Raw genomic sequence first — 25,317 nt, forward strand, 5'->3', positions numbered from 1 at the left:
CGTTCAAGATCGGCGGGCCGGAGGTCACGGCATGCGGGAGAACCAGGCGAGGGACGCCCCGCCGGCCGCGAGCGCGAACAGCAGGGCGATGCCGGTGTAGCGGGCGGCGACGTCGCGGTGCTCGGTCTTGAAGCCGAGGGAGGTGCCGATGTTGGCGTACACGTCGCGGAGCTGGCCGGCGTCGGCGGCCTCGTAGGCCTTGCCCTGGGTGCTGGTGGCGAGGGTCTTCAGCGCCTCCTTGTTGACCGAGACGCTGGTGGTCTCCCCCTCGATGTCGACGGTGCCGTAGGGGGTGCCGAACGCGATGGTGGACACCGGGACGTGCGCGGTGCGGCTGGCGTCGATGGCCTCCTGCACGGACCGTCCGGTGGTGTTGTCCCCATCGGACAGCAGCACGATGTGGGCGGGCGGCGGGTCGTGCGCGGCCTGGGAGTCGAAGGTGCGGATCGCCTGCAGCGAGGTGAACACCGCCTCGCCGATCGCGGTGCGCTTGGCGAGGCTGAGCTGGTCGAGGGAGGCGATCGCGGTGTCGCGGTCGGCGGACGGCGCGGCGATGAGGTTGGCGTTGCCGGCGAAGGACACGACGCCGACGTTGAAGCGGGACGGCAGCTCGCGGATGAACTTCTTGGCGGCGGCCTTGGCGGCCTCCATCCGGTTCGGCGCGACGTCCTGGGCCATCATCGACAGCGACACGTCGACCGCGACCATGATGGTGGCGCGGTCGCGGGGCACCTTGACGGAGCTGGCGGGGCGGGCGAACCCGATCATCATCAGCACGATCATGATCAGGAACAGGCCGGCGGCGACGTGCCGGCGCCAGCCCGGCCGTTTGGGCGCGACCTGGGAGAGCAGCGCGAGGTTGGTGAAGCGGACCGCGTAGTTGCGGCGCCGCATCTGCAGCACGATGTACAGGCCGACGAGGATCGGTGCGAGGGCCAGCAGCCACAGGCGTTCGGGCGACAGGAAGGTCATGGGCGCACTCCCGCGGTGGAGACGGCGCGCCCGGCGGCGCGGCGCTGGCGGACGGCGAAGCGGGCGACGTCGGCGATCCAGTCGCGGTCGGTGCGCAGGACGAGGTGGTGGACGCCGCAGCGGCGCAGTGCGGCGCGGGTGTGCGCGCGCTGGGCGGCGGCGGCCTGGGCGTAGCGTTCGCGTGTGCGGCGGCTGAGGACGATCTCGTGGACGGCGCCGGTCTCGGGGTCGGTCATCTCGACGAGGCCGACGTCGGGCAGGTCGAGTTCGCGGGGGTCGATGACCTCGACGGCGAGGACCTGGTGGCGGGCGGCGAGGCGGCGCAGCGGGCTCTCCCAGTCGGGTTGCGCGTCCGGGTCGGTGCCGGGTTCGGCGCCTGGGGCGCCGGGGGCGGGCGGGAGGAAGTCGGAGATGACGACGCGCAGGCCGCGGCGGGTCTGGCCGCGGGCCAGTGAGGTGATGGCGGCGGCGAGGCCGCTGTGGGGGGTGCCGGCGGCGGCGGTGGTGCCGGTCATGGCGGCGGGCGGGCCGGTGCCGGGTTCGGTGCGGGCGTCGAGGACGGCCTGCAGGAGGGCGTAGAGGGCGGCCTTGCCGGTGCGGGCGGGCCAGCGGCGCAGGCCGCCGGGGTGCTGGAGGTAGGCGCCGACGCGGTCGCCGAGGCGGACGGTGAGGAAGCCGACGGCGGCGAGGGCGGCGACGGCGAGTTCGCGTTTGACCATGCCGGCGGTGCCGAAGTCCATGCTGGGGGTGAGGTCGACCAGGGCCCAGGCTTCGAGTTCGTGGTCGGCGACGAGGTCGCGGACGTGGGGGGTGGTGGTGCGGGCGGTGACGGCCCAGTCCATGTGGCGGACGTCGTCCTCGCCGGGCTGGTAGAGGCGGGCTTCGGCGAGTTCGGTGCCGGGGCCGGGGAGCAGGCCGAGGTGCTCGCCGTTGAGCAGACCGTCCAGGCGCCGGGTGACCTGGAGTTCCAGGCGGCGCAGGGTGCGTTCGGGTGCGAGCTCGGCGAGGGCGTCGCGGCGGGGACGGGCGGTCATGCGGTGGTCACCGCCGCGGCGCCGTGGTTCCAGACCACGCGGGGCGGGGGGACGGCGGCGAGGATCTGGTCGACGACCTCGGCGGGGTCGGTGCCGTCGGCGAGGGCGTCGAAGGTGAGGACGAGGCGGTGGGCGATGACGTCGCGGGCGACGGCTTGGACGTCGTCGGGGAGGACGTAGTCGCGTCCGGACAGCAGGGCGAGGGCGCGGGAGGTGGCGACGAGGCCGAGGGTGGCGCGGGGGCTGGCGCCGATCTCGATGACGGGCCGCAGGTCGGGCAGGCGGTACTGCTCGGGTTCGCGGGTGGCCATGACGAGGCGGACGATGTAGTCGGCGACGAGTTCGTGGACGGAGACCTCTCCGGTGGCGCGCTGGAGTTCGGCGAGGCGGTCGGGGTCCAGGAGGCGGCTGGCTTCGGGCGGGTCGACGCTCATCCGCTGGAGGATGTGGAGTTCCTCGTGGGCGGAGGGGTGGCGGACGTCGATCTTCATGAGGAAGCGGTCGCGCTGGGCTTCGGGGAGGGGGTAGACGCCTTCGGACTCGATGGGGTTCTGGGTGGCGAGGACGATGAAGGGGCGGGGGAGGGGATAGGTGTTGCCGCCGAGGGAGACCTGGCGTTCGGCCATGACCTCCAGGAGGGCGGACTGGACCTTGGCGGGGGCGCGGTTGATCTCGTCGGCGAGGACGAAGTTGACGAAGACGGGGCCGAGTTCGACGTCGAACTGCTCGGTGGAGGGGTGGTAGATGCGGGTGCCGACGATGTCGGAGGGGACGAGGTCGGGGGTGAACTGGAGGCGGGCGAAGGTGCCGCCGACGACTTTGGCGAGGGTGCCGACGGCGAGGGTCTTGGCGACGCCGGGGACGCCTTCGATGAGGCAGTGGCCGCGGGCGAGGAGGGCGACGACCATGCGTTCGACCATGTGGTCCTGGCCGACGATGACCTTCTTGACCTCGGCGAGGGTGTTCTGCAGCAGCGCGGCGGCCTCGTCGACGTCGTTGGCGGCGATGGTCATGTGGGTGTCCCTCACTGTGTGCCGGGTGTGAGCGGGCGCGTTCCGACCCTACGCGATCACTTGTACCCGTTCATGCGCGATCCGTGCCTGTGGTCTGGGTGCCTGTGGTGTGGGGGGTCGGGGCAGGTGGCGGTGGGGGTGGTCGTGGTGCGGACCGGGGGTGGGGGTGGTTGTTAGTGTTGCGGCCATGTCGAGGCCGTTGCCCCCGGGCGATCCCGCACAGGTGGGGCCGTTCCGTTTGTCGGCGCGTTTGTCGGAGTCCGCTGCCGGGATCGTGTTCCTGGGGGTGGACGGTGAGGGGCGGCGCGCGAGTGTGGCGGTGCTGAACCGGGGTGCCGCGGAGGACGCGGCGGCGCGGGACCGGTTCCGGGCGGCGATCAATGCGGCGGTGCCTGGTGCCGGTGGTGCCGGTGCTGGGCGCGGTGGTGCGGGTGATGGCGGGGGTGCGCCGGTGGTGGCGGCGCAGCCGGACGGGCCGGCGCCGTGGGTGGCGACGGCGTACGAGGCGGACGGGCCGGGTGCGGAGCGGTTCTTGGAGCCGGTCGTGCTGGGGGGTTCGCGGCGGTGGGGGCGGCGGCGTGGTCCGCAGTTCCAGCCGCATTGGCTGGGGTCGTCGGAGGCGGCGTTGGCGCGTCCGCGGCCGGAGCCGGTGGTGGGGCCGGTGGCGGCTCCGGAGCGTCCGCCGGAGCGGAGTCTGGTGGCGGCGGTTCTGGCGCTGGCGGCGGCGCTGGTGGTCCTGGTGTTGTTGTTGGCGGTTCTGTTCGCGTGTCAGCCGCGGCCGAAGGATCCGCCTCCGGAGCCTCCGGAGCCGACGCCGTCGGTGGCTCCGTCGGCGCCGCCGTCGGTGCCGCAGCAGCCGGGGAGGCCGTCGCCGCCGCCGTCGTCGGGGTCGCCGTCTCCGTCGCCGTCGGGTTCGGGTGGTGGCGGTGATGGCGGGCCGCTGTGACGGGTGGGGCGGCCGGCGGTGGGGCCGGGCGGTCCCTTTCATGATCGCTTCGTGGGGCGGGCTGTCCTAGCCTGGGGCGATGACCGCTTCTGAGGTGAGCGCTGTGGACGCTCTGGCCGACCGGTACGTGGACGCTTTCGCGGCGTTGGATCCGTGCAGGGCGGCGATGATGGGGATCGCGGGGCAGGAGTCGCGGCTGACCGATTTCGGGCCGGAGGGGTGGGCGGCGCGGGCGGAGCTGACGCGGTCGACGCTGGCGGAACTGGATCGGATCACCGCGTCCGGCGGGGCGGGCGCGGGAGGTGCTGCGGGGCGGTTGGGGGCCGCGGTGCTGCGCGAGCGTCTGGAGTGCGAGCGGGAGCTGGACGAGGCGGGGGTGCGGGCGTGGGAGCTGGACACGACCGACGGTCCGGTGCAGCGGCTGCGGACGGCGGTGGATCTGCTGGATCAGGGGGCGACGACGGACTGGGAGTCGGTGGCGGCGCGGGTGGGCGGGCTGCCGGGGGCGCTGGCGGGGCTGCGGGTGTCGCTGGAGGAGGCGCTGCGCGGGGGCCGGGTGGCGGCGCGTCGGCAGGTGCTGCGGAACGTGCGGGAGTGCCGGGAGATGCCGGCGTTCCTGGCCGGGTTCGCGGGGCGGCACGGGGACGGGCCGTTGCGGGGGCGTTTGGAGTCGGCGGTGGCGTCGGCGTCGGGGGCGCTGGAGGAGTTCGCGGGGTTCCTGGCGGGTGAGCTGGCGCCGCGGGCGCCGGAGCGGGACGCGCTGGGCGCCGAGCGGTACCGGCTGGGGGTGCGGGATTTCCTGGGGACGGAGCTGGATCTGGAGGAGACCTACGCGTGGGGCTGGCGGGAGCTGGCGCGGATCGAGGCGGAGATGGCGGAGGCGGCGGCGCGGATCGGTCCGGGGGAGCCGGTCGCGGCGGTGCGGGCGGCGCTGGACGCCGATCCGGCGTACCGGATCAGGGGCGCGGAGGCGTTCCGGGTGTGGATCCAGGAGCTGGCGGACGGGGCGATCGCGGATCTGGACGGGACGCATTTCGATATTCCGGAGCCGTTGCGGCGGGTGGAGTGCCGGATCGCGCCGGTGGAGTCGGGGGTGTACTACCTGGCGCCGGCGGAGGATCTGTCGCGTCCGGGGACGGTGTGGTGGACGGTGGGCGGCCCGGACGAGGAGGTCGTGACGTGGACGGTGCCGGCGACGATGTTCCACGAGGGGGTGCCGGGGCATCATCTGCAGCTGGGTGTGACGACGTTGAACGCCGCGACGCTGAACCGGTTCCAGCGGTTGTCGGGTGAGCTGTTCCCGGGTCATGCGGAGGGGTGGGGGCTGTACGCCGAGCGTTTGATGGACGAGCTGGGGTATTACGGGGATCCGGCGTACCGGCTGGGGATGCTGGCGGGCGGGCAGCAGTTCCGTGCGGCGCGGGTGGTGCTGGACATCGGGATGCATCTGGGGTTGGAGATCCCGGAGGGGGCGGGGTTCCACGAGGGGGAGCGGTGGACGCCGGAGCTGGGGTGGGAGTTCCTGCGTGCGCATACGGGGCCGGAGACGGACGCGTACATCTCGTTCGAGATCGACCGGTATCTGGGGCGTCCGGGGCAGGCGATCGCGTACAAGGTGGGGGAGCGGGTGTGGTTGGAGGGGCGTGAGGAGGCGCGGCGGCGGGCGGGTTCGGCGTTCGATCTGAAGGGGTTCCATCGGCGGGCGCTCGATCTGGGGCCGATGGGGCTGGATCTTCTGCGGTCGGAGCTGGCCGGTCTGTGACCCCGGGCGGGGGCTTGGGGTGGACGGGGTCAGGGTGGGGTCAGACGGGGGCGGAGGGGCCGACGGCCGGGTCGACGCCGGTCTCGCGGAGCCAGCGGCGCGGCGGGTGGGCGGCGGTGGTGCCGGGGGCCGGTTGCTCGCCGGGCAGGTCGGTGCAGGAGCCGACGTGGGAGGCGCTCTCGTCGCCCGGTTCGAGGATCCGCTTGCTGTAGTGGGGCGGCCAGCGCAGCAGCATCCTGCGGCCGCAGGTCGGGCAGGCCCATTCCTCGGCTCCGGACTCTTCGGTCCGGACCATGCGCATCTGGTGCGTCGCCCTCAAGACGGGGTTCCTCCTCAACCGTCGGCGAGGCTCGGCGATAATCCGGCTCGCTATGGTGATTGCCCACGTCAAGGCGGTTAAACGGCCGGGGCAAGTGACGGCGAGGGCGGGCCGGGTGCCGGTGCGGGCCGGTCAAGGCCGGTCAAGGCCGGTCAAGGCGAGGGCGGTTGCGGGGCCGGTGGTGGTGCGGTCGGCGCGGGCGCGGTGAGGGCGGTGCGGACGGCGGCGCCGATGCGGTCGACGGCTTGGGCGGGGCGGCGCGCGAACGAGCCCCAGCCGAGGAAGCCGTGGTCGAGGCCGGTGCCGGTGATGAGGGTGACCGGGACGCCGGCGGCGCGGAGGCGTTCGGCGTGGTCCTCGGCCTGGGGGCGGAGCCGGTCGTGTTCGGCGGTGGCGATGATCGCGGGCGGCAGGCCGCGGGGGTCGGGGTCGAGCAGCGGCGACACCTCGGGGCGGGCGGGGTCGGCGCCGTCGAGGTACAGGCGCAGGGCGCGGTGCACGTCCGACGGCGGCCAGTCCAGGCCGTCGGGGTCGGGCGGGGCGGGCGGGACGTCCCGCAGGTCCAGCGCCGGGTAGACGAGCAGTTGCAGGACGGGGCGGGCGGGTCCGGCGTGGCGCAGGAGGGCGGCCGCGGCGGCGGCGAGCTGCCCGCCGGCGCTGTCGCCGGCGACGCCGATGCGGGCGGGGTCCAGGCCGAGGCGGCCGGCGCGGGCGGTGGTCCGGCGGACGGCGGTGACGGCGTCGTCGAGCGGTGCGGGGAAGGGGTGTTCGGGCGGGCGGCGGTAGCCGACCGACAGCCAGGCGACGCCGCTGGCGAGGGCGAGGGCCCGCACGACGGGGTCGTAGGAGTCGACGTCGCCGAGGACCCAGCCGCCGCCGTGGAAGTACACCATCGCGGGTGCGGGGCGGTCGCCGCCGGGGTGGTAGAGGCGGGCCGGCAGCGGTCCGGCGGGGCCGTCGAGGGCGAGGTCCCGGACGATCGCGACGGGCGGGCGGGGGGAGCGGGCCAGGTCGGCGGCGTGCTCGCGGCGCGCGTCCTCGATCGCGCGGGCGGTGTCGCGGCCGCCCGCCCCGGTGGGCGGTCCGGTGGGCGGTCCGGGCGGGGAGGCGGCCGGGGGCCGGGGCGGGGGTTCGCTGAGGCGGCGGCGCAGGAACGCCAGGTAGTCGGGATCGCGGCCCATGGCCCTCCCTGACGGCGCGGCGGACGGTGGGCGGCCCAGCCTACGAGGGCGGGGCCGCGCGGCCGCCGCCCGGGGCTGGAAAACCTGTTGGGCGCGGAGCCGGTGGTCTCCTACGATCGCCGGCATGGCCGGTTTCACGAAGAGCGCGGTCCTGGGGACCGGGCACGCCGTCTCGGCGAGGCTGCGTAAGGCCCGTCCCGTCCTGGACCGGCCGGTGGCGCGCGTTCGCGCCTGATCTTCTCGGCGGGGCCGTCTCGAGGTGCCCGCCTTGTGTCGCGCGTCGGCGCGGCGGCCCGCGAGGCCGTGCGCGCTCGTCGGCGTTCCCGCCTGCGGTCCAGGGCCTTCGAGCGTCCATGACCACCTCGGACGGGCCCGGCCGCGCCTTCGCACGTCTTTCCGGCCGGTGACGCGTGCGGTGACGCCGCCGCACGCGTTCCTCTGGTGCCTCCGGTGCCCGTCCGGCCGGCCCGCCGTGGGCCGGAAGCCGAGGACGGCGATCCTGAACCAGCACCATCACGGCGGCCCGCGCGCGAACGCGCGGCGCACGCTGTCGCAGAACTTCCTGTCCGATTCCGCGGCGATCGCCCGTTACGCCCGCGCCGCCGTGCCCGCGCCCGGAGCGCTGATCGTGGAGGCCGGGGCGGGCGACGGCCGCATCACCGCCGCGCTGGCCGCCCGCGCGGGCCGCGTCGTGGCCTACGAGATCGATCCGCGGCTGGCGGCGCGGCTGCGCGCGCGGTGCGCGGCGCTGCCGAACGTGCGGTGCGTGACCGGCGACTTCCTGGCCGCCCGCCCGCCGTCGGGCGCGTTCCACCTGGCCGGCAACATCCCGTTCGGCGCGACGTCGCGGATCGTCGGCTGGGCGCTGGAGGCGCCGGGGCTGGCGTCGGCGACGCTGATCACGCAGCTGGAGTACGCGCGCAAGCGCACCGGCGGGTACGGGCGGTGGTCGCGGCTGACGGTGCGGACCTGGCCGGAGTTCGGCTGGGAGCTGGGGGGCCGGGTCGGGCGGGGGCTGTTCCGGCCGGTGCCGCGGGTGGACGGCGCGGTGCTGCGGCTGGTGCGGAGGCCGTGTCCGCTGCTGCCGGCGGCCGCGATGGGGGACTACCTGCGCTGCGTCGATCTGGGGTTCACCGGGAAGGGCGGTTCGCTGCGGGCCTCGCTGTGCTCGCGGTATCCGCGGCGGCGGGTGGACGCGGCGCTGGCCGCGGCGGGGGTCGCGTCCGGTGCGCTGGTGGCCGAGGTCCATCCGGACCGGTGGATCGTGCTGGTGCGGGTCCTGACCGGCCGCTGAGCCGGTGCGGCCCCCCACATGTACCGCGGCGTTTCCCGTGGGGTGCCGGTTCACGCGGGGTCGGCGGGCGGCCGCCACTGGAAGATCATGTCGGCCTGCCGGACGAGCGCGGTCGGGCCGAGCAGTCCGGCGAGGCGGACGGCGGCGTCGCGGGCGGCGACCGGCACCGCGCCCGTCAGCGCCGTCATCCGGCAGATCCGGTGGGAGCGCCGCATCACCTCGGTGGTGCGGCGCCGCCGGGCGGCGGTGTAGGCGGCGAGCGCGGCCGGCATGCCGCCGGTCGCGGCGCGGGTCGCGTGGTGGGCGAGCACGACCGCGTCCTCGACGGCCTGGCAGGCGCCCTGGCCGAGGTTGGGGGTCATGGGGTGGGCCGCGTCGCCCAGCAGCGCGGCTCGTCCGCGGTGGAACGCCGGCAGCGGCCTGGGCATGTGGTAGACGTCGTTGCGGAGCACCGCGTCCGGGTCCACGGTCTTCAGCAGGGCGGGGACGGGGTCGTACCAGTCGCCGAACAGCCGCAGCAGTTCGGCGCGCTCGTCGCCGCCGGGGGCGCGGGCCCCTTCGGGGGCGGGGGCGGTGGCGTACAGGTAGGCGCGGTCGCCGGTGAGGGGATTGATCCCGAAGACGGTGCCGCGGCCCCACGCCTCGGCGGGGGTGAAGCTCCCGGCGGGGGCGCGGGTGACGGCGCGCCAGGCGGTCAGGCCGGTGTAGCGGATGGGGGAGCGGCCCGGGAACAGCGCCGCGCGGGTCGGGGAGTGGATGCCGTCGGCGGCGACGACGAGGTCGGCGGTCTCCTCTCCCGTGACGGTTCCGGTTCCGGTGTCGGTGCTGGTGGTGACGGTCGCGGGGGCGGTGGCGTCGCCGGGGGAGGCGAGGGTCGCGGTGGAGTTCAGGTGCAGGGCGCCGTCGGGCAGCCGGGCGGCGAGCAGGTCGACGAGGGCGGCGCGGAGGGTGACGACGAGCGGGTCGCCGTAGCGGTCGGCGGCGGTCTGGATGGAGGTGCGCGACAGCCATCGCCCGTCGGCGCGGCGCACGCCGCCCTCGCCCTGGAAGGCGTTGAGGGCACGGACGGGGTCGCCGGCGCCGATGGTGTCCAGGGCGCGCAGCGCGTTGGGGCCGATCGCCAGCCCGGAGCCGACGGGTTCCAGGGAGGCGGCGCGTTCGTGGAGCGTCACCGTCCAGCCGTGGGCGTGCAGGGCCGCGGCGGCGGTGAGGCCGCCGATCCCGCCGCCGATCACGATCGCGTGCGCCATGTCCGACACCCCTTCTCACTACAGCCGTAGTCCGGATACTACGCCTGTAGTGAGCGCCGGTAGGATCCGGGGCATGACGTCCCCGCGCGCCGAGCTGGTCGCCGACACCGCCATCGCGCTGCTCGCCGCCGCCGGCATGCGCGGCCTCACCCACCGCGCCGTCGACCGGGCCGCGGGGCTGCCCGCCGGGTCCACCTCCAACCTGGCCCGCACCCGCGCCGCGCTGCTGGAGCTGGCGCTGCGGCGCCTCACCGAGGTGGAGCGGCGGCGGTTCGCCGGGTCCGCCGCGCTGCTCGGCGGGGACCTGCGGGGCCCGGGACGCGGCGCGCTCACCGACGCGCTGACCGCCCTGGTGGACGCGCAGCTGCGCGACCACCGCGCGTCCGTGCTGGCCCGCTACGAGCTGGCGCTGGAGGCGACCCGCCGCCCCGAGCTGCGCGCGATCTACGACGAGCTGGGGCGCGGGTTCCGCGGCGTCGCCGCCGACCTCATGCGCCGGGCCGGGTCCCCCGATCCCGGCCGGCACGGGCCGCGGCTGGTCGCCTTCGTCGAGGGGCTGCTGTTCGACGCGGTCGCCGGCGCCGGACCCGAACCGGGCGCCGCCGACCTGCGCGCCGCCGTCGCCGAGTACCTCGACGGCGTCCTGCCCCGCGCCGCCCCGGAACCGGACACGGGACAGGACACGGGACAGGACGCCGCGCCGGCGGGACAGGACGCCGCGCCGGCGGGACAGGACGCCGCGCCGGCGGGGCGGGCGGCCGGGCGGGGAGGGCGTCAGAACGGGTAGGGGGCGATCTCCCCGCGCATCGTCACCCACTGGGTCTCGGTGAACGCCTCGATGTTGGCGTCCGGGCCGCCGAACCGCGACCCGTTCCCCGACGCCGCCAGCCCCCCGAACGGCACCACCGGCTCGTCGTTGACGGTCTGGTCGTTGATGTGCACCAGCCCCGTCGGGACCGCGTCGGCGATCGCCATCGCCTGCCCCACGTCGCCGAGGATCCCCAGCGACAGCCCGTACTCGCTGTCGCGGGCCAGCGCGACCGCCTCGTCCGCGTCCGAGAACGGCACCACCGGCGCGACCGGCCCGAACACCTCCTGCGCGTAGGCGGGCATGTCCGGGGTGACCTCCGCCAGCACCGTCGGCCGGTAGAACAGGCCCTCGTGGGTGCCGCCCGCCGCCAGCCGCGCCCCGGCGGCGACGGTGTCGCGGACCAGCGCGTCGACGTGGGCGAGCTGCCCCTCGTCGATGATCGGGCCGAGCGCGACCGGCCCGGCCGCCGGGTCCCCGACCGGCAGCTTGTCGGCCTTGTCGGCCAGCGCGGCGACGTACTCCTCGTGCAGGCTCTCGTGCACCAGGTGCCGCCCGGTGGTCATGCAGATCTGCCCCTGGTGCAGGAACGACCCCCACGCCCCCGCCGACACCGCCTTGGCGATGTCGGCGCCCGGCAGCACGATGAGGGCGTTGTTGCCGCCGAGCTCCAGGTGCGCGCGCTTGAGCAGCCGCCCGCACGCCTCCCCGATCCTGCGGCCCGCGGCGGTGGACCCGGTGAACGACACCACCCGCACCTGCGGCGCCGCCACCACCGCCTCGCCGGCCTCCAGCCCGCCCGGCAGCAGATGCAGCAGCCCCTCGGGCAGGCCCGCCTCCTGGAACACCCGCGCGACGCTGACGCCCCCGCACACCGCGGTGCGCGGGTCGGGCTTGAGCAGCACCGCGTTGCCGAGCGCCAGCGCCGGCGCCACCGACCGCATCGACAGGATCAGCGGGAAGTTGAACGGCGCGATCACGCTGACCACCCCGGCGGGGCGGCGCCGCGCCAGGCTCCACCGCGGCTGCGCCGACGGCAGCACCAGGCCCTGCGGGTGCGAGGCGAGCGCCGCCGCCTCGTAGCACAGGCCCGCCGCGAAGTGCGCCTCCAGCTCCGCCTTCGCCGGCACCGACCCGGCCTCCCGCACGATCCAGTCCTGGATCTCGGCGACGTGCTCCTCGAACAGCCGGCCCGCGCGGCGCAGCACCGCGGCGCGCTCCTCGTAGGTGCGGGCCGCCCAGTCGCGCTGCGCGTCGGCGGCCGCGGCGGCCGACGCGGCGACGTCGCGCGCCGACGCCTGCCCGAGCGTGCCGAGGGCCGCGCCGGTCGCCGGCTCGACGACCTCCAGCACGCCGCCGTCCGCGGCGGCCCACCCGCCGGTGAAGATCTTGCCCGTCCACGTCCCGGGGTCCAGCAACGCCATCGTCGGCTCCTCCTCGAACCACGCGCCCGCGCCCGCGGGCTCAACGCGGGCCCGCCCGCGCGGCGCGGCCCGTCCCCACAGCCTCGCCGCACCCGGCCACCGGCGGAACAACACGTTTCCACTGAACGGAATGTCCCGCGGCGGACCGCGCCGAGACCGCGCTCACCCCCGGCGGGAAAACCCGTTGCGGGCGCCGCGCGGCGCCCCACATACTCCTCATATCGACCGGCCACCGGGAAGGAGCAGACCATGACGCGCCGATGCGGCACCCGCACCCGCGCCTGCTCCCGGTCCACCCGGCGGGCGGCCACCTGACCCGCGCGTCCCGCGCGTGACGGCCGCCCTTCCGCCCCGGGACGGCGGCCCTTCCCTTCCCGAAGGCCCGTGAAAGACCCCCGGTGAAAGACACCCGTGCCCGCGTCCCGCGGGCCCCGACGCCGTGGCCGAACGGTATCCAGGCACCGGATTGCAGATCCGGATCATGTGGGTTCGAATCCCACCGGCGTCTCCCGCCCCGCCCCCACGTCACCCGGGGGCGGGGCCCCCTCCCCGTAGCTCAGAGGACAGAGCGCCGGACTCCGAAGCCGGGCGCCGCAGGTTCGATTCCTGCCGGGGAGACCCCGCACCCGCCACCGGACGCGGCCGCTGCACCGGCCGCCGCAGCCACGGCCGGCCGGGCGCGGAACGCCACCGCAGGGAAGGACCGCATGCGCAAGATACCGACACTGTTCGTCCGCGACCGGGACGGCGACCCCCGCCACGTCACCTCCGAGCCCGACCCGTCCTGCGCCTGGGTGCTGGCCGGTGAGGGCCGCGCCACCCGCAAGTACGACGGCACCTGCGTCCGCTTCGACGGCGCCCGCTGGCACGCCCGCCGCGAGGTCAAGCCCGGCCGGCCCGCACCGCCCGGATTCAACCCCGTCGCCACCGATCCCGTCACCGGCAAGACCGTCGGATGGGAGCCGGCCGAGCAGTCGGCGTTCTGGAAGCACCTGCGCGCCGCGCTGGACGACCACGCCGACCGGGACGGAGGCGACGGAGGCGGCCTCGCCCCCGGCACCTACGAGCTGATCGGCCCCAAGATCAACGGGAATCCGGAGGGCGCCGAGAGGCACACCCTCGTCCCGCACGGCGCCGACGACCTCGGCGACGTCCCCCGCGACCGCGACGGCCTCGCCGCCTGGCTGCACGCCCACCCCTACGAGGGCATCGTGTTCTGGCGCGATCCGTCCGACCCCGCCTGCGACAAGGCCAAGATCAAGCGGCGCGACTTCCCCGCCCCCTGACACCCGGCCCCGTCACCGCCCCGTGACATCCGGACCCCTCCCTGACCGGGGGAGGGGTCCGGGGGCGGAGGGCGGGGTCAGGCGGCGTGCTCGGCGAACATCGCGACCAGCCCGTCCGGCGCGTCCGCGGCCAGGCACCGCTCCAGGTTCTCCGCCGAGCCCGCCGCCGCCTCGCGCCCGCGCGCGAACATCACCGCCTCGTAGGCGGCCAGTGCCGCCTCCACGTCACCGGGACGCGCGGCGACCGCCTCGCCCAGCTCCGCGCCGTCCAGCATCGCCAGGTTCGCGCCCTCACCGGCGAACGGCGACATCAGATGCGCCGCGTCCCCCAGCAGCGTCACGCCCGGCACCCGGTCCCAGCGGTGCCCGACCGGCAGCGCGTGGATCGGCCGCGGCACCAGCGGCCCGTCGGCGTCGCCGACCAGCGCCCGCAGCCCCTCGTCCCAGCCGCCGAAATGCTCCAGCACCGCCGCCTTCCCGGCCGCCGCGTCACCGAAGTCGACGCTCGCCGCCCACTCCGGCGCGACCCGCAGCGCCGTGTAGACGTGGACGCTCCCGTCCGGCTCCCGGTGCGCCAGGAACCCCCGGCCGCCGCCGAGCGCGAACAGCATCCCGCCGCCGGCGATCCGCGCGGCCCGCGGATGGCGGACGTCGACGTCGCGCAGGTCCGACTCCACCATGACCACCCCCGTGTAGGCGGGGACCGCGTCCGACACCAGCGGCCGGATCCGCGACCACGCCCCGTCCGCCCCCACCAGCAGGTCCGTGGTGAACACCGCCCCGCCCGCCAGGCGCACCTCGTGGCGGCCGCCGCCCAGGGGCCGCGCCCCCTCCACCTTCGCGCCCCACCGCACGGTCCCCTCCGGCAGCGAGGCCAGCAGCAGGTCCCGCAGCGCGCCGCGGTCCACCTCCGGACGGCCCCGCCCGCCGCCGTCGGGCTCGGCGAACCGGACGCGGCCGCCGCTGTCGAGGACCCGCATCTCCTCCCCGCCCGCGTGCACCAGCGGCAGGAACCGCTCGTGCAGGCCCGCCGCGCGCAGCGCCCGCTGCCCCGACTCCTCGTGGATGTCGAGCATCCCGCCCTGCGCGCGGGCGCCCGCCGAGGCGTCCAGATCGAACACGGCCGCCTCGATGCCGTGGACGTGCAGGACCCGCGCCAGGGTCAGGCCGCCCAGGCCCGCCCCCACGATCGTGATCGGCTCGTGCGCCCGCCGCCCCGCCCCGCCGTTCTCGCCGTCGCCGTTCATGGTGTCCTCCCGATGTCGTCGTGGTCGTCCGGTGCGGGGGTGCGCAGGATGCCGGTGATCAGCGCCTGGAACCCCCACGACAGCCGCTGGTGCGGCGCGCCCGACAGCAGCGGCCCGGCCAGCGCCGCCAGATGCGGGCGCCTGCCGGGCGACGCGCCGCGCAGCGCCGCCACCAGCGCGTCCCAGTCCCCGTCGGCGTCGGTGTCGGCGTCGCGGGCGGACTGCTCGGCCGCGGTGGCCGTCGCGTGCTGCAGCAGCACGTCCACCCCCCACGCCGCCTGCCCCGGCGACGCGCCGCCCTCGATCAGCAGCGCCAGCAGCCGCTCCACCAGGTCCAGGTAGTTCTCGCCGCTGGGACGCGCCGCCAGCGCCGACCGCGCCAGCCCCGGATGCTCCATCAGCATCGCGGTGTAGGAGGTCAGGACCGCCTCCAGCCGCTCGGCGAACGTCCCGGACGCCGGCGGCGGCGCGACCGTCCCCAGCAGCTCGTCCAGCACCGCTGCGTGCAGCTCCGCGGTATTGCGGACGTACACGTACAGCGACGCCGGGCCGGTGTCCAGCTCGGCGGCCAGCCGCCGCATCGTCACCTTCGCCAGGCCCTCGGCGCGCACCAGCCGCACCGCCGCCGCCACGATGCCCTCCCTGGTCAGAGCGGGCTTGGCGGGACGCTCGCGGCGGCTGCGCGGCGCGCCGCCCGCAGCGGGATCGACTGTCATGCCCCCACACTAGACGAACATGTTCGTTCCGAACAAGTTCGTCACGAACATGTTCGTCCTCAAGCGTGCGGTGCGGCCCCGCCCGCGCTGACCGGCGCTCCCCTGTTCCCGGCGCCGGTCAGCGCGGGCGGGTGGCCGCCGTGATGACGTGGGCGCTCACCCCGAGCAGCGACGGCGCCGACTCCACCGCCCGCAGCGCATCAAGGACCGCCTCCCGGTCCTCCTCCAGCAGCTCCTCCAGGTCCCCGAACATCCACACCGCGCCCTCCAGCCCGTAGGAGCGGGCGCCGGGCAGGCCGGCGTCGGCGAACTCGCGCGGCGGCTCGTCGGCCCCGTGCAGGTAGGCGGTGGTGAACCCCATGTCAGGCGTGGCGCGCAGCACACCGGTCTCGACCGAGGCGTCCACGATCGCGCGCTTGTCCCGGTAGCGGCGCCGGCGGAGCATGTCGTGCAGCGCCGCGTGCCGCCCGATCGTCGCCGCCGCCACCACACCGCCCGGCCGCACGGCCCGCGCCGCCTCCCGCAGCGCCCGCACCCGGTCGGCGCGGTCCAGGAGGTGGTACAGCGGGCCGAGCAGCAGCACCGCGTCGGCGGACGCGTCGGGCACCGGCAGGTCGCGGGCGTCGCCGAGCCGTGCGGCCACCCCGGGGATCCGTGACGCCTGCTCCACGTGCAGCGGGACCGGATCCACCAGCTCCACCGCGTGGCCGTCGGCCGCCAGCCACTCGGCGTGCACCCCCGGACCGCCGCCGACGTCCACCACCCGCGCCGGCGGCGCGGGCAGCACCCGGCGCAGGACGTCCTGGGTCCGCCACAACTCCAGCCGCCCGTCGCCCTCGCGCAGCCGGCGGTCCTCCTCGCCGCGCTCGTAGTAGCGCAGAACTTCGCGATCCATGCCGCCGAGGCTCCCCGCCCCCCGCCCGCGTCCGCAAACCATTAACCGGGGGATGCCAGACGGAGGACGCCAGTCGGGGGCGTCGGGGCCGGCGTCAGGGGGAGGCGGAGCGGGCGTGCTCGGCGGCCACCGTGTCCAGCAGCCCGGGGAACACCGCGTCGAACTCCTCGCGGCGCAGCGCGTTCATGCGGGACGTGCCGACGTAGTACTGGCGGATGAGGCCCGCCTCGCGGAGCACGTGGAAGTGATGGGTCGCGGTCGACTTGCTGACCGGCAGCTCGATCGTGCCGCAGCTCAGGTCGGTGCCCGCCGCGTCCAGCTCGCCCACGATCCGCCGGCGCACCGGGTCCACCAGCGCCTCCAGCACCCGCTGCAGGCCGACGTCCCGGACGTCGGGATGCGGCGGGACCCGGTCCCGCCCGCCGTCGCGCACCGCCGCCATGTCCACCTCCGCGCGCCCCATCGTACGACGTCCGTCGAAGTACGGCGACCGTCAAAGTTTGATGAGCGTCAAAGTTTGACAGCGGTCGTACTTTCGGATTGGGTGATCTCCCCGGGACGGCGCGCGGCGCCGCCCGCCGACACGGAAGAGGCGATGCGCGATGACCACCACGGTGCGGTTCCACGAGCTCGGAGGCCCGCAGGTCCTGCGGCTGGAGGACGTGGAGACCGGCGAACCCGGGCCCGGCGAGCTGCTGGTCCGCGTCGAGGCGATCGGCCTCAACCGCGCCGAGGCGCTGTTCCGCGCCGGCGACTACATCGAGCCGGTCAGGTCGTTCCCCGCCCGCCTCGGCGCCGAGGCCGCCGGGACCGTCGAGGCCGCCGGCGCCGGCGTCACCGGCTTCCGCCGCGGCGAGCCGGTCAGCGTCGTCCCCGCGTTCTCGATGAACGACTACGGCGTCTACGCCGAGAAGGCGATCGTCCCCGCGGCAGCCGTGCTGCGGCGCCCCGAGGGCCTGGACGCCGTCGGCGGCGCCGCGGTGTGGATGCCGTACCTGACCGCCTACGGGGCGCTGGTGGAGGTCGCCGGGATGCGCGCCGGCGACACCGTCGTGCTCACCGCCGCCTCCAGCAGCGTGGGCCTGGCCGCGATCCGGGTCGCCATCCGGGCCGGCGCCCGGCCGATCGCCGTCACCCGCAGCCCGGCGAAGAAGGACGCGCTGCTCGAGGCCGGCGCCGCCGAGGTGATCGTCAGCCGCGGGGACGACGTCGCCGCGCCCGTCCTGGAGCTGACCGGCGGGCGCGGCGCGGAGCTGGTGTTCGACGCCGTCGCCGGACCCGGCGTGATCGACCTGGCCAGGGCCGTCGCGCCCGGCGGCTCCCTCATCGAGTACGGGGCGCTCAGCGGCGAGACGACCCCCTATCCCGGCTTCGTGCTCGGCATGCCCGCGCTGAACATGCGGACCTACACCCTGTACGAGACGACCCGGGACCCAGAGCGGCTGCGCCGCGCCGAGGCGTTCGTCGCCTCGGGCCTGCGCACCGGCGCGTTCGCCCCCGCCGTCGACCGCGTGTTCGGCCTGCCGGAGATCGTCGAGGCGCACCGCTACCTGGAGGCCGGCGCGCAGGTCGGCAAGATCGTCGCCACCACCGGAGGCTGACCGCCCGCCCGGCGCCCCTCACGGCGACGCCCCCGGCCCGCGTCGCAGCGGGCCGGGGGCGTCGCCGGTGGCCGGGGCGCGGCGCCGGCCGGACCGGAGAGATCAGGCCGCGCCGGTCAGGCGGGGGCGCCGGTGAGGCGGCGCGACAGGTGCGCGTACACCTCGTCCCAGAACGCCACGTGCTCGCCGATCTCCCGGCGCGCCGCCCGCAGCATCAGCGTCTCGTCGGCGAAGTAGCCGTTGACCAGGACGTCCCACAGCGCCGCGAACTGCCCGGGGCCCTTGGTCTCGTGCACGGTGAGGAACTCCAGCCCCGACACCACCCCGTAGTGCTCCGCCAGCGCGTCGATGACGACCCGGTTGCGGACGGGGCTGGCGATCTCCCGGCCGGCCAGCGCCGCGACGGCCTCCGCGCCGTCCCGCTCCGGGGCCAGGAACCGCGCCGGGAACGAGGCGCAGTAGGCGGCGGTCACCGGCAGCGGCTCCACCGACGACGGCCGCCGCACGCCCAGCGCCCGCAGCATCCGCACCGCCAGGCCGTGATGGTCCCCGCCGACCTCCTCCGCGATGTGCTCGACCAGCCCGGTCAGCACCAGCGAGGCGTCGAACTCGGTACCGAACGCCGGGCTCTTCACCACGCAGACGCCGAGCCACCGATGAAATTGGTTCCGCCACAGGTAGTACTGCCCGAAAACGTCGCGGACCATCTCGGCCGGAGCCTTTCCCGTCCGCAGGTCCGAAAAGAACGCGCTGTCGTCCAGCGTTCCGGAGGCATGGGCGAGCAGGTCGGCCGATACGGCGGATCCAGCGAGCGAGGTCATGTTTCTCCAATGGTCTGCGGCCATTTTGTTCCCATCATCGCCGCACGTCGAGGCGGGGTTCGACGGTTTTCCGCCCGGCGGCGGGCCCGTCGGGGGCGCCCCCGCGGACGCGCGATGCGGCGCGCTAACAGCAGAACCTAACCGACGCTCAGCACCCGCCCAATATCGCCTTCACCGGTCCATTACCGTCGCCGCCGCGACCCTTGCACGACCGCACCGGCGTATGGTAGTTCCGGCTCCGAACGGAATGCGCTGCGCCTTTATCGGCACATCCCGCGCCCCGCGCGTCTCCGCCGTGCGCCCGGCGCCCGCCGTCCGGACCGAGAGCGACCGGACCGGTGGCCGGATCCGGTCGTGAGATTCTCACAGAACGCGTCGTCTCTCGCGATACACGGCGTCTCCGGTCGCAAACGGACCGCTTCCGGCCGCCGCTCAGGCGACCGTGCGCAGCCGGTCGTCCAGCTCGTCGAGGTCGGCGACGAACCAGATGTGGTCGCCCGCGTTCGACTCGCGCACCAGGGCGCGCAGCGCCGGGCTCGCCGCCAGCTGCCGGGAGATGTCCCCGACGACCGCCAGCCGCAGCCGGTAGTTCACGAACTTCTGCATGACGTCGCCCGCGAAGCGGGTGCCGAGCGAGAAGAACCGCTCGTCCAGCCGCGCCGCCGGCACCGCCACCACCTGCGCGCCGAGGAACACCGCGCCGATCAGGTCGAGTGCGTCCTGCTCGGTCGCCACCGGCGGCCCGTCCGGGTCGCACATCAGCACCTGCACGCCCGCCCGCTCCCGCACCTCGTCAGGCACCGCCGGCCTCCCGCCCGTCGCCGTCCGCGCCGCCGAGGGCGACGCCGCCGGTGACGTCGCCGTCCAGCACGCCGCCGTCCAGGACGGCCTCGATCAGCCGCAGCACCTCCGCGGTGGCCGGCACCCCGCCCAGTATCACGATCTTCATGCGTCTCCGCTCCTCGTCGTGGACGGTCTGGACGCGCACCGCGTCCCCGCCGCCCCGCGCGGTGTTCACCCCGGCCAGCACGAACGTGGCGAGCCGGTCGGCGGCGACGCGGCCGACCCCGTCGATCTGCACGATGCTCGACGCCTCCGCCCGCCCCGCGCCCCCGCCGGAACCGTCCTGCGCCGGGCGGGGGCGCCCGGTCAGCGCCTCCAGCGCGGCCGCGGGGATCCGGTACTGCTTGCCGATCCGCACCGCCTCCAGGCGCCCGGCCCGGATGTAGCCCCGCACCGTCCGCACGTGCAGCCCGAGAAGGTCCGCGACCTCCTCGACCGAGTACATTCGCTCCTCCATCACTCCGAAAACTACCCTAAGAAGGGACGGATAGGGAAGTTTGCGGTACATAAACGGGTGGTGGCGAGGGTGGGGCCGAGCGGTAGCGTGGCGCGCGGACGCGAGGCGGCGGCCCCCGCGTCCCGCCCGCGCCCCGCCGGCGCCCGCGTCCCGAGCCGCCGCTGGGGGGAGCGATGACCGGCGGGGAACGCGGAACCGTCACCGTGCTGACCGGGCCGTGCGGCGCAGGCAAGAGCACCGTCGCGCGCCTGCTGGCCGGGCGGCTCGACCCGAGCGTGCGCCTGCACGGCGACGACTTCTACGCCTTCATCGCCCAGGGCGCGATCCCGCCGTACCTGCCCGAGGCGCACCGGCAGAACGAGACCGTCGTCGCCGTCCAGGCCGCCGCGGCCGCCGGGTACGCCGCCGGCGGCTACCACGTGGTGTTCGACGGGGTCGTCGGGCCGTGGTTCCTGGGCCCCTTCCGCGACGCCGCCGCTAGCGCCGGCGTCCCCCTGCACTACGTGGTGCTGCGCCCCGACCGCGACACCGTGCTCGCCCGCGCCGCCGGACGCGGGCCCGGCGCGCTCACCGACCCCGCGCCGGTCCTGCGGATGTTCGAGGAGTTCGCCGACCTCGGCGACCACGAGGCCCGCGTCCTGGACTCCGGCGCCCTCACCCCCGAGCAGACCGCGCAGGCCGTCGCCGACGGGCTGCGGTCCGGCGCCTACCGCCTGCCCTGACGCGGCCCGCCCGGACGCCCCTCACCCCGGCCGCACTCGGCGTGCGGGCGCGCGTCACAGGCAGGAGGCGATGCAGTCCAGGACGCGCTCCAGGCCGTAGGCGAACTGCGCCTCGTGGTCCATGTGCGGCAGCGACGCGTCCTTCACCACGCGGGCGAACATCGGGTGCTCGCCGCCGTCGAGCAGCCGCTGGACGTAGGGGGAGCTCTGGCGCATCCAGTCCTGCATGGTCAGCCCGCTGCGGCGCCGCTCGCGCTCCCACTCGATCTCGGCGCGGACGGTCATGACGACGTAGCCGTTCAGCATGGTCACCAGCGTGATGATGTCGTCGACCGGGATGCCGACGTCCAGGGCGCCGAAGCCGAACTCGGTGATCCGCAGCTGGTTCGGGCCGAACGTCGGGCGGGCGCGGTGCAGGTCGGCCACCCACGGGTGCGCCAGCCACATCTCCCGGGTGTTGCGGGCGACCAGCCGCAGGTCGGCGCGCCAGTCGCCGGTCGGCCGGTCCGGGATCTCCAGGGTGCCGACCACGTGGTCGTACATCAGCTCGATGAGGTCGTCGCGCGAGGGGACGTAGCGGTACAGCGACATCGCGCCGGTGCCGAGCTCGGCCGCGATCCGCCGCATCGACGCCGCCTCCAGCCCGTCGGCGTCGGCGATCCGCACCGCCGCCTCGGTGATCTGCGCCCGGCTGTAGGCGGGTTTCGGGCCCCGGCCCTGCCGTTCGGGGACCGCGAAGATGCTGACCGCCTCGACGTCCGCCACCGTGCTCCCTCCGCCGCTGTCCCGGACCCGTCCGGCACCTTCCGCGATTCTAGTTGCGTACATCGTACTCGGTTGTCTAGCCTGGCGTCGTTCCACCGCGTACGGCGTACCCAATGGAGGCGATGATGCCGGAAGAACCGATCGTGTCCGCCGAGGCGCTGCACAAGCGCTACGGCGGCACCAAGGCCCTGGACGGCCTCGACCTGGCCGTCGCCCCCGGCACCGTCTGCGGGCTGCTCGGCCCCAACGGCGCGGGGAAGACCACCGCCGTGCGGATCCTGGCCACCCTCGCCGACGCCGACTCCGGCCGCGCCCGCGTCGCCGGCCACGACGTCGCCGCCGAACCCGACCGGGTCCGCGCCGCCATCGGCCTCGCCGGCCAGTACGCCGCCGTCGACGAGAAGCTCACCGGACGCGGCAACCTCCGCATGTTCGGCCGCCTCTACCACCTGCCCCGCCGCGAGGCCCACCGCCGCGCCGACGAGCTGCTGGAGCGCTTCGGCCTGGCGGACGCCGCCGACCGGCAGGTGCAGGGCTACTCCGGCGGCATGCGCCGCCGCCTCGACCTGATCGCCAGCCTGATCCTGCGGCCCCGCGTGCTGTTCCTGGACGAGCCCACCACCGGCCTGGACCCGCGCAGCCGCGGCGAGATCTGGGACGCCGTCCGCGGCCTGGTCGCCGACGGCACCACCGTCCTGCTCACCACCCAGTACCTGGAGGAGGCCGACCGGCTCGCCGACGACGTCGTCGTCATCGACCACGGGCGCGTCATCGCCGAAGGCACCCCCGACGCGCTCAAGGCCTCCATCGGCGACCGGCTCGACGTCGCGCTCACCGACCCCGCCGACGCCGGCGCCGCCGCCCGCGTCCTGTCCGGCCTCGCCGGCGCCCACCCCGACCTGGACGGCGCCCGGCTGACCGTCCCGCTCACCCGCGGCGCCGTCCGGCTCGCCGACGTCGTCCGCGAGCTCGACCGCGCCGGCGTCACCGCCGAGGACGTCGGCCTGCGCCGCCCCACCCTCGACGAGGTGTTCCTGCGCCTCACCGGCCGCGACACCGACCCCGCCACCCCGGCCACCGCCGCAGAAACCACCGCAGAACGCACCGCAGAACGCACCGCAGACCCCGCCGCCCCGCCCGCGACCGGGGACCGGACCGGCCGGGAGAAGGAGACCGCCCGATGACCGCCCCCGCCCTCGGCACCCGCCCGTCCCCGGCCGCACGGCTGCGCTGGACCGCCGCCGACGGCCTCGTCCTCGTCGGACGCGAGCTGAGCCGGCTGCGCCAGGAACCCGGCGAGCTGATCGCCGCGCTGGTCTTCCCCGCCGTGATGGTGGTGCTGTTCGGGTACGTGTTCGGCAGCGCCATCGCCGTCCCCGGCGGCGGCAACTACCGCGAGTACCTGATGCCCGGCCTGTTCGTCATGGTGTCCTTCACCTCCGTCATGGCCGTCACCATGCGCGTCGCCACCGACGCCTCCCGCGGCGTCATGGACCGGTTCCGCGCCATGCCGATGGCGCGCTCGGCCGTCCCGTTCGGGCAGGCCGGCGCCGACCTCGTCAACGGCGTCCTCGCCCTGGCCATCATGGCCGCCACCGGCCTGGTCGTCGGATGGCGCGCGCACCGCGGCCCGTGGCCCACCGCCGAGGCGTTCCTGCTGCTGATACTGCTGCGGCACGCGCTCAGCTGGGCCGGCTGCTTCCTCGGCCTGGTGGTGCGCAACGAGCAGACCGCCGACCAGTTCGTCCCGCTGGTGTTCCCGGTCACCATGCTGTCGAACTCCTTCGTCCCGACCGGCGGGATGCCCGGCTGGCTGCAGGCCGTCGCCGACTGGAACCCCGTCAGCGCCGCCACCGCCGCCTGCCGGCAGCTGTTCGGCAACCCCGGCGCGCCCGCCGGGGACCTGGCCTGGCCCCTCGCGCACCCCGTCGCCGCGACCCTGCTGTGGTCGGCCGCGCTGATCGCGGTGTTCGCGCCGCTGTCGGTCCGCACCTTCCACCGGCGCGGACGGTGACCGCCCGCGGGCCGCGCCCCCGGCGTCCACCGGGGGCGCGGCCCGCTCGCTCACACCCCGAACGGCGCCGCGTACTCGATCGGCCCGGACGGCACCGGACCGGACGACCCGGCCGGCACCAGCGCCATCAGCGCCTCGTCCGGCACCGCGAACCCGGCCGACACCCCCAGCGACGACGCCCGCACGAACCCGAACCGCGGGTAGTACGCCGGATGCCCCAGCACCACCACCAGCCGCTCGCCCCGCCGCGCCGCCTCGGCCAGCGCCGCGCGGACCACCGCGTCGCCCGCACCGCGCCGCTGGTGCTCGGGCAGCACCGCCACCGGCGCCAGCGCCAGCGCGTCCGCGCCGCCGACCCGGCAGCGCGTCAGCAGCGCGTACCCGGCGACCCGTCCGTCCGGGGCCTCCGCGACGAACGACAGGCCCGGCAGCCACGCCGGGTCACCGCGCAGCGCGTCCACCAGGTCGGCCTCCTCGGCGGTCGGGAACGCCGCCTCCACCACCCGGCGCACCGCCGCGGCGTCCGCGCCCGTCTCCGGGCGCACCGTCCACCGCCCGCTCACCGGTCGCGCCCCCGCTCCTTGTACATCTGCCGCTGCCATCGGCTCACGGCCTTCCACTTGTCGCGCTGCTCGGCGCGCAGCCGCGCGTCGGTCCGCGAGGCGATCCACGCGTTCTCGCGCAGCAGCCTGCGGTAGCTGTCCAGGCGCCGCTGCGGCAGCGACCCGTCCGCGACGGCCGCCAGCACCGCGCAGCCCGGCTCGCTCAGGTGCGCGCAGTCGCCGAACCGGCAGCCGCCGGCCAGCTCCTCGATGTCGGCGAACGTCCGCCGCAGGCCGTCGTCGGCGTCGAACAGGCCCACGCCCCGCAGCCCCGGCGTGTCGATCAGGACGCCGCCGCCCGGCAGCGGAAGCAGCTCCCGCCGGACGGTGGTGTGCCGGCCCTTGCCGTCGGACGCCCGGACCTCGCCGGTGGCGAGGGCGTCGGCGCCCAGCAGCGCGTTGCCGAGCGTGGACTTGCCCGCGCCCGATGGCCCGACCAGCACCACCGTGCCCGACAGGACCGCCGCGACCACGTCGACGCCGTCACCGGTCGCGGCGCTGCACGCCACCACGTCCACGCCCGGAGCGGCGGCGGCGACGTCCGCGTGGGCGTCCGCGGCGGAGGCGACCTGGTCGGCCTTGGTGAGCACCACCACCGGCCGCGCCCCGCTCTCCCAGGCCAGCGCGAGCAGCCGCTCCAGGCGCCCGAGATCGGGATCGGGCACCAGCGGCACCGCGATCGCGACGGTGTCGACGTTGGCGGCCAGCACCTGGCCGCGCGAGTCCCGCGCCGCCGACGACCGGACGATCGCGGTACGGCGCGGCAGCAGCTCCGCCAGCACCGGACGCCCGTCCGGACCGCCGGGCCGCAGCGCCGCCCAGTCGCCGGTGCACGGCGCCGCCGCCGGATCGGCCGGTGACCCGAGCGCCCCGGCCGACGCCCGGCCCGGACCCGACTCGGTCACCACGTCGCACAGGCCGCGGTCCACCGCGGCGACACGCGCCGGCACCAGCCCGGCCGCGCGGTGCGCAGAGAAGACGTTCTCCAAGGTCTCGTCCCAGCCATAGGCGGACAGGGGAGACCCGTCGAAAGAAGACAACGGAATGGAACCCTTTGCATGAAGGGGCCCCGGCGAGCACGCCGGACGAGACGGACCGGGGTCAGCCGGAGGCCCGGGAGATGAGGACGAGCTGGCTGCTGCGCGCAGCAGCGACCGCAACGACGGCCATGCACCTCACCCCCCTTTCGGTTCCGCCGCCCACTTTACCGGCCGACCCCGCGCCGGGCCAGGCGATTACCGGCCCCCGCCATGCCGTCCCGTGCCGTGCCGTCCCGTGGCGGTCGCGGGACCGGCGGCGCGGGCGAGGGGAGTGGAATGGGCAAACGGAAAGTATGGTGATTTGG

The 25,317-nt window shown here is 75.7% G+C and carries 26 protein-coding genes and 2 tRNA genes; 11 read left to right on the forward strand and 17 right to left on the reverse strand.

Annotated features, from left to right (window positions below; all coding sequences use genetic code 11):
• Nucleotides 1-24: 24 nt before the first annotated feature.
• The 3 genes from J4557_RS25120 to J4557_RS25130 are packed head-to-tail and all read right to left on the reverse strand — an operon-like array spanning nucleotide 25 to nucleotide 3,019.
• Nucleotides 25-972 carry a VWA domain-containing protein gene (locus J4557_RS25120; protein ID WP_208269189.1) on the reverse strand — a complete coding sequence of 316 codons (948 nt, stop codon included), beginning with the start codon at nucleotides 970-972 and terminating at the stop codon, nucleotides 25-27.
• Nucleotides 969-2,006: a DUF58 domain-containing protein gene (locus tag J4557_RS25125; RefSeq protein ID WP_208269190.1), complete on the reverse strand. Its 1,038-nt coding sequence runs from the start codon at nucleotides 2,004-2,006 to the stop codon at nucleotides 969-971. Before J4557_RS25125 ends, J4557_RS25120 begins: the two co-directional genes overlap by 4 nt.
• A complete protein-coding gene (locus J4557_RS25130) occupies nucleotides 2,003-3,019 on the reverse strand; it encodes an AAA family ATPase (protein WP_208269191.1) in 1,017 nt (338 codons plus the stop codon). Before J4557_RS25130 ends, J4557_RS25125 begins: the two co-directional genes overlap by 4 nt.
• A gap of 187 nt (nucleotides 3,020-3,206) precedes the next feature.
• Between J4557_RS25130 and J4557_RS25135 the strand changes: the two genes are divergently transcribed.
• Together J4557_RS25135 and J4557_RS25140 are read left to right on the forward strand one after the other, a co-directional pair.
• Nucleotides 3,207-3,965 (forward strand): hypothetical protein, encoded by a 759-nt coding sequence (locus tag J4557_RS25135; RefSeq protein ID WP_208269192.1) that lies wholly within the window; start codon nucleotides 3,207-3,209, stop codon nucleotides 3,963-3,965.
• A 79-nt stretch (nucleotides 3,966-4,044) separates the two neighbouring features.
• On the forward strand, nucleotides 4,045-5,727 hold the full coding sequence (locus J4557_RS25140) for a DUF885 domain-containing protein (RefSeq protein ID WP_208269193.1): 1,683 nt from the start codon (nucleotides 4,045-4,047) through the stop codon (nucleotides 5,725-5,727).
• A 40-nt stretch (nucleotides 5,728-5,767) separates the two neighbouring features.
• Here the strand turns inward: J4557_RS25140 and J4557_RS25145 are convergent, their stop codons facing one another.
• Nucleotides 5,768-6,046 carry a hypothetical protein gene (locus tag J4557_RS25145; protein WP_208269194.1) on the reverse strand — a complete coding sequence of 93 codons (279 nt, stop codon included), beginning with the start codon at nucleotides 6,044-6,046 and terminating at the stop codon, nucleotides 5,768-5,770.
• A 152-nt stretch (nucleotides 6,047-6,198) separates the two neighbouring features.
• Nucleotides 6,199-7,227, reverse strand: a complete 1,029-nt coding sequence (locus tag J4557_RS25150) for an alpha/beta hydrolase (protein WP_208269195.1) — start codon at nucleotides 7,225-7,227, stop codon at nucleotides 6,199-6,201.
• 499 nt (nucleotides 7,228-7,726) lie between these two features.
• Between J4557_RS25150 and erm the strand changes: the two genes are divergently transcribed.
• The gene (gene erm, locus J4557_RS25155; RefSeq protein WP_279576176.1) at nucleotides 7,727-8,521 is read left to right on the forward strand and encodes an ErmE/ErmH/ErmO/ErmR family 23S rRNA (adenine(2058)-N(6))-methyltransferase; all 795 of its coding nucleotides are present in this window, start codon (nucleotides 7,727-7,729) and stop codon (nucleotides 8,519-8,521) included.
• A 50-nt stretch (nucleotides 8,522-8,571) separates the two neighbouring features.
• Here the strand turns inward: erm and J4557_RS25160 are convergent, their stop codons facing one another.
• Nucleotides 8,572-9,771, reverse strand: a complete 1,200-nt coding sequence (locus J4557_RS25160; protein WP_208269196.1) for an FAD-dependent monooxygenase — start codon at nucleotides 9,769-9,771, stop codon at nucleotides 8,572-8,574.
• A gap of 73 nt (nucleotides 9,772-9,844) precedes the next feature.
• Here J4557_RS25160 and J4557_RS25165 point away from each other — a divergent pair, with 73 nt between their 5' ends.
• Nucleotides 9,845-10,558, forward strand: coding sequence for a TetR/AcrR family transcriptional regulator (locus J4557_RS25165; protein WP_208269197.1), 714 nt, complete (start codon nucleotides 9,845-9,847; stop codon nucleotides 10,556-10,558).
• Here the strand turns inward: J4557_RS25165 and J4557_RS25170 are convergent.
• Nucleotides 10,546-12,003 (reverse strand): benzaldehyde dehydrogenase, encoded by a 1,458-nt coding sequence (locus J4557_RS25170; RefSeq protein ID WP_208269198.1) that lies wholly within the window; start codon nucleotides 12,001-12,003, stop codon nucleotides 10,546-10,548. The genes J4557_RS25165 and J4557_RS25170 overlap by 13 nt on opposite strands.
• 433 nt (nucleotides 12,004-12,436) lie before the next feature.
• Between J4557_RS25170 and J4557_RS25175 the strand changes: the two genes are divergently transcribed.
• The 3 genes from J4557_RS25175 to J4557_RS25185 all read left to right on the forward strand — a co-directional run bounded on the left by J4557_RS25175 (nucleotide 12,437) and on the right by J4557_RS25185 (nucleotide 13,289).
• Nucleotides 12,437-12,511 (forward strand) — tRNA-Cys (locus J4557_RS25175).
• A 37-nt stretch (nucleotides 12,512-12,548) separates the two neighbouring features.
• Nucleotides 12,549-12,621, forward strand: a tRNA-Arg gene (locus J4557_RS25180).
• An 89-nt stretch (nucleotides 12,622-12,710) separates the two neighbouring features.
• A complete protein-coding gene (locus tag J4557_RS25185) occupies nucleotides 12,711-13,289 on the forward strand; it encodes a hypothetical protein (RefSeq protein WP_208269199.1) in 579 nt (192 codons plus the stop codon).
• 77 nt (nucleotides 13,290-13,366) lie between these two features.
• On the opposite strand, the gene J4557_RS25190 is transcribed toward J4557_RS25185, so the two are convergent.
• From J4557_RS25190 to J4557_RS25205, 4 genes are all read right to left on the reverse strand, one after another.
• Nucleotides 13,367-14,536, reverse strand: a complete 1,170-nt coding sequence (locus J4557_RS25190; RefSeq protein ID WP_208269200.1) for an FAD-dependent oxidoreductase — start codon at nucleotides 14,534-14,536, stop codon at nucleotides 13,367-13,369.
• The gene (locus J4557_RS25195) at nucleotides 14,533-15,252 is read right to left on the reverse strand and encodes a TetR/AcrR family transcriptional regulator (protein ID WP_208269201.1); all 720 of its coding nucleotides are present in this window, start codon (nucleotides 15,250-15,252) and stop codon (nucleotides 14,533-14,535) included. Before J4557_RS25195 ends, J4557_RS25190 begins: the two co-directional genes overlap by 4 nt.
• Before the next feature lie 118 nt (nucleotides 15,253-15,370).
• Nucleotides 15,371-16,147 (reverse strand): methyltransferase domain-containing protein, encoded by a 777-nt coding sequence (locus J4557_RS51085; RefSeq protein WP_279576172.1) that lies wholly within the window; start codon nucleotides 16,145-16,147, stop codon nucleotides 15,371-15,373.
• Between the two features lie 94 nt (nucleotides 16,148-16,241).
• Nucleotides 16,242-16,610 carry an ArsR/SmtB family transcription factor gene (locus tag J4557_RS25205; protein ID WP_243776310.1) on the reverse strand — a complete coding sequence of 123 codons (369 nt, stop codon included), beginning with the start codon at nucleotides 16,608-16,610 and terminating at the stop codon, nucleotides 16,242-16,244.
• A gap of 139 nt (nucleotides 16,611-16,749) precedes the next feature.
• Here J4557_RS25205 and J4557_RS25210 point away from each other — a divergent pair, with 139 nt between their 5' ends.
• A complete protein-coding gene (locus J4557_RS25210) occupies nucleotides 16,750-17,748 on the forward strand; it encodes a zinc-dependent alcohol dehydrogenase family protein (RefSeq protein ID WP_208269203.1) in 999 nt (332 codons plus the stop codon).
• Nucleotides 17,749-17,864: 116 nt separating this feature from the next.
• Here J4557_RS25210 and J4557_RS25215 read toward each other — a convergent pair whose 3' ends face one another.
• The 3 genes from J4557_RS25215 to J4557_RS25225 all read right to left on the reverse strand — a co-directional run bounded on the left by J4557_RS25215 (nucleotide 17,865) and on the right by J4557_RS25225 (nucleotide 19,869).
• The gene (locus tag J4557_RS25215) at nucleotides 17,865-18,569 is read right to left on the reverse strand and encodes an iron-containing redox enzyme family protein (protein WP_208269204.1); all 705 of its coding nucleotides are present in this window, start codon (nucleotides 18,567-18,569) and stop codon (nucleotides 17,865-17,867) included.
• A 432-nt stretch (nucleotides 18,570-19,001) separates the two neighbouring features.
• Nucleotides 19,002-19,370 (reverse strand): DUF4180 domain-containing protein, encoded by a 369-nt coding sequence (locus tag J4557_RS25220; RefSeq protein ID WP_208269205.1) that lies wholly within the window; start codon nucleotides 19,368-19,370, stop codon nucleotides 19,002-19,004.
• A complete protein-coding gene (locus tag J4557_RS25225; protein ID WP_208269206.1) occupies nucleotides 19,363-19,869 on the reverse strand; it encodes a helix-turn-helix domain-containing protein in 507 nt (168 codons plus the stop codon). The genes J4557_RS25220 and J4557_RS25225 overlap by 8 nt, the downstream gene beginning before the upstream one ends.
• 173 nt (nucleotides 19,870-20,042) lie before the next feature.
• Here J4557_RS25225 and J4557_RS25230 point away from each other — a divergent pair, with 173 nt between their 5' ends.
• Nucleotides 20,043-20,591 carry an AAA family ATPase gene (locus tag J4557_RS25230; protein ID WP_208269207.1) on the forward strand — a complete coding sequence of 183 codons (549 nt, stop codon included), beginning with the start codon at nucleotides 20,043-20,045 and terminating at the stop codon, nucleotides 20,589-20,591.
• Between the two features lie 54 nt (nucleotides 20,592-20,645).
• Here J4557_RS25230 and J4557_RS25235 read toward each other — a convergent pair whose 3' ends face one another.
• On the reverse strand, nucleotides 20,646-21,356 hold the full coding sequence (locus tag J4557_RS25235) for a TetR/AcrR family transcriptional regulator (RefSeq protein WP_307800192.1): 711 nt from the start codon (nucleotides 21,354-21,356) through the stop codon (nucleotides 20,646-20,648).
• 122 nt (nucleotides 21,357-21,478) lie between these two features.
• Here J4557_RS25235 and J4557_RS25240 point away from each other — a divergent pair, with 122 nt between their 5' ends.
• Nucleotides 21,479-22,540 (forward strand): ATP-binding cassette domain-containing protein, encoded by a 1,062-nt coding sequence (locus J4557_RS25240; RefSeq protein WP_372442527.1) that lies wholly within the window; start codon nucleotides 21,479-21,481, stop codon nucleotides 22,538-22,540.
• Nucleotides 22,537-23,370, forward strand: coding sequence for an ABC transporter permease (locus tag J4557_RS25245; protein ID WP_208269210.1), 834 nt, complete (start codon nucleotides 22,537-22,539; stop codon nucleotides 23,368-23,370). The genes J4557_RS25240 and J4557_RS25245 overlap by 4 nt, the downstream gene beginning before the upstream one ends.
• A 50-nt stretch (nucleotides 23,371-23,420) precedes the next feature.
• Here the strand turns inward: J4557_RS25245 and J4557_RS25250 are convergent, their stop codons facing one another.
• Nucleotides 23,421-23,972, reverse strand: coding sequence for a GNAT family N-acetyltransferase (locus J4557_RS25250; protein WP_208269211.1), 552 nt, complete (start codon nucleotides 23,970-23,972; stop codon nucleotides 23,421-23,423).
• On the reverse strand, nucleotides 23,930-25,012 hold the full coding sequence (gene rsgA, locus J4557_RS25255; RefSeq protein ID WP_243776311.1) for a ribosome small subunit-dependent GTPase A: 1,083 nt from the start codon (nucleotides 25,010-25,012) through the stop codon (nucleotides 23,930-23,932). The genes J4557_RS25250 and rsgA overlap by 43 nt, the downstream gene beginning before the upstream one ends.
• Between the last annotated feature and the right edge of the window lie 305 nt (nucleotides 25,013-25,317).

This window comes from Actinomadura nitritigenes, assembly GCF_017573545.1.
Taxonomy (GTDB): Bacteria; Actinomycetota; Actinomycetes; order Streptosporangiales; family Streptosporangiaceae; genus Spirillospora; species Spirillospora nitritigenes.

Coding starts and splice junctions, on each gene's coding strand:
- J4557_RS25205 (WP_243776310.1), bottom strand. CDS start 16,610: ATGGGGCGCGCGGAGGTGGACATGGCGGCGGTGCGCGACGGCGGGCGG.
- J4557_RS25165 (WP_208269197.1), top strand. CDS start 9,845: ATGACGTCCCCGCGCGCCGAGCTGGTCGCCGACACCGCCATCGCGCTG.
- J4557_RS25230 (WP_208269207.1), top strand. CDS start 20,043: ATGACCGGCGGGGAACGCGGAACCGTCACCGTGCTGACCGGGCCGTGC.
- J4557_RS51085 (WP_279576172.1), bottom strand. CDS start 16,147: ATGGATCGCGAAGTTCTGCGCTACTACGAGCGCGGCGAGGAGGACCGC.
- J4557_RS25190 (WP_208269200.1), bottom strand. CDS start 14,536: ATGAACGGCGACGGCGAGAACGGCGGGGCGGGGCGGCGGGCGCACGAG.
- J4557_RS25140 (WP_208269193.1), top strand. CDS start 4,045: ATGACCGCTTCTGAGGTGAGCGCTGTGGACGCTCTGGCCGACCGGTAC.
- J4557_RS25195 (WP_208269201.1), bottom strand. CDS start 15,252: ATGACAGTCGATCCCGCTGCGGGCGGCGCGCCGCGCAGCCGCCGCGAG.
- J4557_RS25160 (WP_208269196.1), bottom strand. CDS start 9,771: ATGGCGCACGCGATCGTGATCGGCGGCGGGATCGGCGGCCTCACCGCC.
- J4557_RS25150 (WP_208269195.1), bottom strand. CDS start 7,227: ATGGGCCGCGATCCCGACTACCTGGCGTTCCTGCGCCGCCGCCTCAGC.
- J4557_RS25125 (WP_208269190.1), bottom strand. CDS start 2,006: ATGACCGCCCGTCCCCGCCGCGACGCCCTCGCCGAGCTCGCACCCGAA.
- J4557_RS25225 (WP_208269206.1), bottom strand. CDS start 19,869: ATGGAGGAGCGAATGTACTCGGTCGAGGAGGTCGCGGACCTTCTCGGG.
- J4557_RS25170 (WP_208269198.1), bottom strand. CDS start 12,003: ATGGCGTTGCTGGACCCCGGGACGTGGACGGGCAAGATCTTCACCGGC.
- J4557_RS25210 (WP_208269203.1), top strand. CDS start 16,750: ATGACCACCACGGTGCGGTTCCACGAGCTCGGAGGCCCGCAGGTCCTG.
- J4557_RS25185 (WP_208269199.1), top strand. CDS start 12,711: ATGCGCAAGATACCGACACTGTTCGTCCGCGACCGGGACGGCGACCCC.
- J4557_RS25250 (WP_208269211.1), bottom strand. CDS start 23,972: ATGGCAGCGGCAGATGTACAAGGAGCGGGGGCGCGACCGGTGAGCGGG.
- J4557_RS25215 (WP_208269204.1), bottom strand. CDS start 18,569: ATGACCTCGCTCGCTGGATCCGCCGTATCGGCCGACCTGCTCGCCCAT.
- J4557_RS25245 (WP_208269210.1), top strand. CDS start 22,537: ATGACCGCCCCCGCCCTCGGCACCCGCCCGTCCCCGGCCGCACGGCTG.
- J4557_RS25240 (WP_372442527.1), top strand. CDS start 21,479: ATGATGCCGGAAGAACCGATCGTGTCCGCCGAGGCGCTGCACAAGCGC.
- J4557_RS25130 (WP_208269191.1), bottom strand. CDS start 3,019: ATGACCATCGCCGCCAACGACGTCGACGAGGCCGCCGCGCTGCTGCAG.
- J4557_RS25120 (WP_208269189.1), bottom strand. CDS start 972: ATGACCTTCCTGTCGCCCGAACGCCTGTGGCTGCTGGCCCTCGCACCG.
- J4557_RS25135 (WP_208269192.1), top strand. CDS start 3,207: ATGTCGAGGCCGTTGCCCCCGGGCGATCCCGCACAGGTGGGGCCGTTC.